Consider the following 7156-nt stretch of genomic DNA (forward strand, 5'->3'; position numbering starts at 1 on the left):
TGTAAGAAACGCTCAGGCAGGTTTTTCTGCGTGGGAAAATCTCAGCCTGGCGGTGGAACTATGATGAAAGTTTTCCCATTACAAGAGGATGGATTGTATCAACTACAAGTTCAACTACCTAGACCATTACAAGATAAATATGGTCAGAAAATACAGTTAGAGTTTTCTGTTTCAGACAGGAGTGGTCGATATAGAAGCTCAGACTTAGATTATGCTTTAAATAATTTCAAACCAATCACAATTTCTATTTTTCGTCGGGAACATAAACAAGACAATTGGTATATACATCTTTCTACTTATGTACAAGAAATTCCAGTAGTTCATAATAGAAAAAATGGTTGTATAGGCATTGATTTTAATGCCGAGGAGATTTCAGTTACTTATGTTAAATGGGATGGCAATATTGAATATTTAGAAGAGATACCGTACCAATGGAAAAATCAAACTACAGGACAACGGCAAGCATCTATGAGAAATATTGTTTGTCAAGTTGTCAAATTAGCAGAGTTTTTTGAATGTGCTATTGCTATTGAGTCTCTGGATTTTACCAAGAAAAAAGCCATTGCTCGGAGTGAGGAAAGTAAAGTTTATAATGAGATGCTGTCTAACTTGGCTACGGGAATGTTTAGAAAAGCTTTAGAATCATGTTGTAGAAGATTTGGAATTGAATTAATCAAAGTTAATCCAGCTTTTACCAGTGTGATAGGAATGGTTAATTATATGGCTAAATACGGCCTAAATAGTGGTACTGCTGCTGGTTTAGTAATTGGTGGTAGAGCGTTAAAATTATCAGAAAAAATTCCTAAATGTTTGTTGAGACCGGAGGATGTCAACAAACATGATTGGAGTCACTGGAGGCGAGTTGCTAGTTTTATTAAACTGCATTGTATTCGGAGGACTCAACTTTTTCAAGGTCGGAAAGCCCTTGAGGGTATCCTCACCCATAGTTTATGGGCGGAACATCAACTTTCTGTGCAAGTACACATTGAAACGGGTGAGCCACGAAATAAGAATGCACTCACCGATGGCAGATGTCTAGCGCGTGTCTAGTTTTCAAGAAGGTGTTAGAAAGAATTTACAAACAAAGTCAGTATTATCAAGTTATACAAATTCTCCAATAATCAAAATAAAATCAATCCCATACGTATAAATCATTAATTATTCCCCTTCTGGGAGGGGTTAAGGGTGGGTCTCCTACTCCCTACCTCCCTCTTTTCCGTAGAGGTCTAATTATTTAATTGTATTTTTGGTGTTACGCTTCACCAACACAATGTCTTGAGAGTCTTGAAGATGCCAGTTAACATTCGATCGCGATGGAGTACCCTCTAGTAATAACAAACGGAAAGGGTCTAAACAAACCTGCCAAGGAAAAGAACGATTTTTAATTTGATGCCATTTTTCCTTAAATACTTCTGCGTGTAAATCGTAGTCAAAAGCATTTCTTGCAGGTTGATATAATTTCAAATATAAAGTCATCCGATGTTGAGTTTCGCTGGTTGCTGCTAACCAACAGGGGAAAGTATTCGGTTGGTTTGCTTCCTCCGTAAAAGTAATCTGGTGAGCGCGAATACCAACGTGAGAAAAATGTTCTGGAATGGGTTCGAGAATATCAAGACTACATCCCCATTCAACAGCTTCTACTTTACGATCGTCTATAACTACTGCTTGAGAAAAGTTCTTGCAACCAGTTAACTGAGCAACTCTCACACTGGTAGAATATTCAAAAATGTCATGTTTGAGACCATGAGTCAGAATAATTCCGTCATCAACTACCAAGAGATTTTGGCAAATGCGGTAAGCTTCCTCTAGGTTGTGAGTCACCAATAATGTCACCCCCTTATAGTTTTCTAGGGTGGCAATAACCAATGTTTCAATCTGATGTCGCAGGTGAGTATCTAATGCGGAAAAAGCTTCATCTAATAATAAAGCATCCGGTTGACTTGCTAATGCTCGCGCTAGAGCTACCCGTTGTTGCTGACCTCCAGAAAGTTCCCCTGGATATCGTTTTTCATATCCTGGTAACTGCACTGCCAACAAGTGCGCTCGTACTTGTTGTTGAATTTCGTTTGATGACAAACCTGTAGGTAAACCAAAAGCAATATTTTCAGCTACGGTTAGATGGGGAAAAAGAGCGTAGTTTTGAAATAAATAACCAACATGGCGATCGCGACTGGGTAAATCAATTTTCTGTTCTGCATCGAATAATACTCGCCCATTTAAAACTATGCGTCCTTGAGTGGGAGTTTCTAAACCAGCAATGCAACGTAAAATCATACTTTTGCCAGCACCGGAACCTCCTAATAACCCCAATGGTTTGTCATTAGCACTGAAAGCAACATCTAATAAAAATCCTGGGAGTTGCTTCTGGATATCTACAAATAGACTTTGTGATTTGTTGCGGGAGTTGAGTGTAAAAGGTATTGTTTTGACTTTAGGTACAGAGCGCACATCAACAATTTGCTTTTCTGTTTTTTGTGCCATGCGCTTTTTAATTTGAGATTCTGACCAGAAGTTGACACCAGTTATTACCCCAAGAGATATGGCTAAAATTACTAACACCCAAATAAATGCTTCTTTCATATTCCCACCTTCGGAGGCAAAGAAAATGGCAATGGGAATAGTTTCGGTTTTGCCAGGAATACTGCCTGCCAACATTAAGGTTGCACCAAATTCACCGAGCGATCGGGCAAAAGATAGTAATGTTCCGGCAATTATTCCCGGTTTTGCCAAGGGTAATAAAATTCGCCAAAATACTCTCCATTCTGAAGCACCTAAAGTTCTAGCACAAGCAAGCAAACTGGTATCAATTTGATTAAAAGCTGCGAGTGATGTTTTGTACATCAGGGGGAATGAAACAACGGTAGCTGCAATTACAGTGGCAGGCCAAGTAAAAATTAATGTTATTCCCATTGAGGAGAGTAGATGACCAAGAGGACCATTTCTACCTAATAATAATAGTAATAGAAAACCTGTGACGGTTGGAGGCAATACCAGAGGGGATGTTAAAATGGCATCAATTAGTCCTTTGTTTTTACCGCGATATCCTAGCATCCAACGTGCTGCTGCAATGCCGAGGAAAAAGGTAATAATTGTAGTGACTGTTGCAGTTTTAAGGGAAATCCAAGCTGGAGATATGTCTAAGTTCATTATTAATTTTAAGGAGAAAATGTTAGGTTTTAGGGATAATTTGTGGGTTGGGGAGTAGTTTTGGTAATAAACCTTTTGATAGTTATTAATTCATCTATAACTAATTTAGTTAGTAGTTTTCTGTTCATCAAGAACTATTCCTAGCTACTCGATCGCCAGGGTTATTTCGTTCTCACAAGAAAGATTGATCAAAATTAACTCTTGTGTTATAATTTTTTAACTTATACTTATCAAAAAAAATGAACCCGTCCCTACTATTACAACATTTTAGCTATGTCGGTCTAGTAGGTTGGATTCTTATAGCGCTTTTGATTAACATAGAATACAGAGATTTTAGCCTCAAGGTAGAAGTTTTGGAGTCTACCTTTGTGAAAACCGCTATAATCAACATTTGAGACTAAGATCAGGGAGCGATCGCATAACCTCCCTCCAGATTGAGATAGGCTTCCGTTCAGCATATTTTCTGGAATTAGACAGAATCAATAGACCTATCCGGAAAAGAGGGAACAGGGAACACTTAACTGGGAACACGGAGAAGTAATTGATTCTATTTTTAATTTTCACGCCTATGTCTAATATCTACCCCTAACTTTTTTCGTTTAGTCGCCAGACGTTCGGCACGTTGATATTGTTTTCAGCCTGTTGACGTTTTTGTTCAGCTACTTCTCCTGGCAATAATACTAAATTTCCTTTGGTATGGCCGGAGCAATTATTATTCCAGAAGAGGATAAAAATAAATTAGGGGAAGCAGCAGAGTTGAAAAATTATTATCAGAACTACGATGCTTCACCCCTATCCAATAGCATTCTCAAAAATGTAATGAGTACCAATGCAGGACTTTTAGCTAGTGCTGCTGGGGCTATTCCTATTGCAGGAATAGGTTTGGGTGCTGCTAGCACCTTCGGCAGTCTTGCTGATGCTCTGACTAAAGACCAAAGTCTACCGGAAAAATTTGCTACTCGCAATATTGCTAATACCTATGTGTGGACAGCAGACGGGGGATTCTATGCTGAAACCACTAATACTATGGATGTGAGGCAAGAATCGAGTAGTGGTTCCTATTCTTTTAATACCAATTTTACTGGCGGTATTTCTTTGAATGTATCTGCTGCTGGCTCTTTTGGATTTAATTTGAATGGTAGTACGGGCGGTCATCTGAATATGACTCAATCAAAAAGTGCTCAAACCTCTCAATCTTTTCGACTTGAAGTTCAGGTTAATCCCCAGAACAACTTGTACAAGTATGAAGTTCCTGAAGACCAAAAAGATTGGGAGTCAACTTATGTAGATTATTTGTTCCAGTATGATGCTGACCGACAGTGAAAGCAAAGCTAGAAGCGATCGCCAATGGTCCTAACAGAAGCAACAATGATGAACTCAAAAAAATGGCAAAAGAACTTACTACTCCTGGAGTTGATCATGAACTGACACCTAATACCGATCGGACTAAACCCAAATATGGTACTCAAAGTGATGGTAACAAATCCTATGCAGGTATGCTACGCACAATTTATTCTACAGCGGACTCTCAACTCTCACCAGGAACAGTGATTCGGGCAAGAGGTTTTGACGGCGGGGATTTTAAAATTGCTGATTGGAATGGTTTAACGTGGACTTTATCTCCTCAAAGTACAAATGATTTACCAGATTGGCTCAAAATCAGGGACGACCAGAAGATCGACTCAATGTGGAGACAGAGTTAAAACCATGGAAGACAGAAACTGACAATAAAATAATACCACCAACTAATCTTCCAGAACCAGTCAGAGCTTTTATGGCATCTCATTTCAACAGGAGCTTAAGTTATTTCACCATTCAAAAAGTTAACCATGGAGATCAAGATAATTCTACGGCTATATCAATTAAATTTAAGCCTGGAGAGTATGATGATACGACACAAGAAGGGTTAGCGAAAATTGCTGACAAGTTAGGTGATGCATTCAAAGTTCAATATCCCAATAGTGACATTCAAGCGAGTATTTCTGAAGCCGTAACTAAGATCAAGAAGGAGTTACCTCAGAAGTCTGCATCTATTAAGAATGATTTAATAAAACTACGGCGACCACCACAAGTTAGCTATGCTGACCTTATTGCAGCTCGGAAAACTCCGTCTAGGTACATTACAGGATACTGTTGATGAACTTAACAAAAGAGATAGATTAGCGAATATTATTCGCTAATCTATCGAGTTAATTATTTGATTTTTGTTTTGGTTGCTCGTCAAAACCAATGTCCAATAAATTTTGTGACAAAGTATCAATAGTACGTTGAATTTCATCAAGAACGAGAACGCCTGACCACCTGCATTACTGCGGTCATATGAGCTTGACTACCAGGTTTTCCTAAATGCTTATATTTACTAAAACTCCTAGCATCATTGGCTTTAGGAAAAATTGGCTCTTGTGCTTGAAGTTTGTAGTACCAATAAATGTTTTGCTGCTGTCGTACTTGAAGCGGGAGAAACTAGTGTCCCTGGAGGTGCAACTTCACCTTGAGCAATAATTTGTTTTTTTTGGTTCTCAAGAGTAGCGATCGCGGATGTGATACGATCGATTCATTCAATTTGGTCTGATGATGCTTGTTTTTGATTCATACAGGAGAAACATTAAGAATTGGAGTTAAATTTCCCAAAAAGGCTTGTCGAGAATGCCAATTTCGTCATCTATGTACACGCTCGGCAACCGAGCCTAGAGAAATTACTCTGCGCCCAAAAGAGGAACATTTGGCTATTGTCAAAAGACGAAAACAGCAAACAAACAAAAGATGGTTAAAACAGTACAATCAACGTGCTGGAGTCGAAGGTACAATTTCTCAAGGTGTTCGTGGTGCGGGGTTTGCGCATGCTGCCGTTATGTAGGTTTGCAGAAAGTTCATTGAAAACATATATTGAGCGCAACTGCAATGAATATGATTCGCCTATTTGCTTGGTTTCAAGGTGTACCATTGGCTAAAACTCCTGTTTCTTCTTTTGCCCAGTTAGCTCCTGATTAGCGAGGGAGAGAAAAGGGTGAAACACCCCATGAAAAGTGGTGACAATAAGCAAATAGAATGAATAATAATTGTCAGTAAATCCCCCATTCTTATAGTCATAGCATAGATTTCGGACCTTGGTACTAGCAATTATTAGGGTCAGAGCCAATAATGAAATCATGTCTCAATAATTGAGTTAATAATCAATTCAAGTGTGATATCATGTCCGCTGGTATCATTTGTGTAAAAGTTAGGGTGAATATCTACAGGAAATTTAAGTTTTTTTATTGCCCTTAAGTCTTCTTACCTGTTCCCAGTTAAGTGTTAAGTGTTCCCTACTTTTGCTATACAATACCGATGCTACCGGACATAATATGAATAGAGAACGGAGCTTTTCTCACTCTCAAAGAGCTCGGAGTGAATTACTAGATTCGCGAATAATATTCGCGAATTTATCTCTTTTATTAAGTTCATCAACAGTATCAATTGCTACTCAAACCCCTTGTTGAACTTTTGCATTATGTAGGCGTAAAACTAGAGAAGATACTGTTGGCGAAAGTAATCATTTTGTAACTTATGGCAATACATAGGCTCTAGCTAATGATTGAAGTGAGAGGACTGATGAGCGAGCGATGTAGCTGCCGCACTTACTCCGCCAACGCCAATTCAACATCCATTTCGCACTCATGGTACTGGGCGCAACAACACTCCGCTTTTTCCTTTCTAAGGGAATGCTATGCAAACATATTGCTCCGCGAAACCCACTTCCCAAAAAAATAACTATCAATGCTCACGGGGTGACAAACACCTCGAAATTATAGTGAGATAAAGGTTTAACTAGCTATCAGCTTGAGCGCATTGGTGAGGGTCTCCCCAGCGATCACCGGATCTGGCGCGTCGCCCTTGGTGATCGAGAGATCCGAGCGCGCTTCGAGAGTGACGGCGTAGTCTTCGACTTCACCGTCCGCGGCGCCGCCGGTGGTCGCAGCGGTGCCGGCGGTCGACAGTCGGACGCGGGCGAAGGTACCGCCCAGGGCCG

At 39.6% G+C, this 7156-nt stretch carries 7 protein-coding genes; 5 read left to right on the top strand and 2 right to left on the bottom strand.

Annotated features, from left to right (window positions below):
- On the top strand, positions 1 to 1050 hold a 1050-nt coding region (locus F6K22_RS25510), incomplete at its 5' end, for an IS200/IS605 family accessory protein TnpB-related protein (RefSeq protein ID WP_293104453.1).
- A 180-nt stretch (positions 1051 to 1230) separates the two neighbouring features.
- On the opposite strand, the gene modB is transcribed toward F6K22_RS25510, so the two are convergent.
- Positions 1231 to 3147 (bottom strand): molybdate ABC transporter permease subunit, encoded by a 1917-nt coding sequence (gene modB / locus F6K22_RS25515; RefSeq protein ID WP_293104456.1) that lies wholly within the window; start codon positions 3145 to 3147, stop codon positions 1231 to 1233.
- Positions 3148 to 3843: 696 nt separating this feature from the next.
- Here modB and F6K22_RS25520 point away from each other — a divergent pair.
- The 4 genes from F6K22_RS25520 (at position 3844) to F6K22_RS25535 (ending at position 6004) form a co-directional block, all read left to right on the top strand.
- A complete protein-coding gene (locus tag F6K22_RS25520; RefSeq protein WP_293104459.1) occupies positions 3844 to 4470 on the top strand; it encodes a hypothetical protein in 627 nt (208 codons plus the stop codon).
- Complete coding sequence (locus F6K22_RS25525; protein ID WP_293104461.1) at positions 4467 to 4850, top strand: hypothetical protein; 384 nt, start codon at positions 4467 to 4469, stop codon at positions 4848 to 4850. Before F6K22_RS25520 ends, F6K22_RS25525 begins: the two co-directional genes overlap by 4 nt.
- Positions 4796 to 5284, top strand: coding sequence for a hypothetical protein (locus F6K22_RS25530; RefSeq protein ID WP_293104464.1), 489 nt, complete (start codon positions 4796 to 4798; stop codon positions 5282 to 5284). The genes F6K22_RS25525 and F6K22_RS25530 overlap by 55 nt, the downstream gene beginning before the upstream one ends.
- 441 nt (positions 5285 to 5725) lie before the next feature.
- On the top strand, positions 5726 to 6004 hold the full coding sequence (locus tag F6K22_RS25535; RefSeq protein ID WP_293104467.1) for a transposase: 279 nt from the start codon (positions 5726 to 5728) through the stop codon (positions 6002 to 6004).
- 946 nt (positions 6005 to 6950) lie between these two features.
- On the opposite strand, the gene F6K22_RS25540 is transcribed toward F6K22_RS25535, so the two are convergent.
- The coding region (locus F6K22_RS25540; protein WP_293104470.1) for a hypothetical protein at positions 6951 to 7156 on the bottom strand (206 nt) is incomplete at its 5' end.

This window comes from Okeania sp. SIO2F4 (genome assembly GCF_010672385.1).
In the GTDB taxonomy this organism is placed as follows: domain Bacteria; phylum Cyanobacteriota; class Cyanobacteriia; order Cyanobacteriales; family Microcoleaceae; genus Trichodesmium.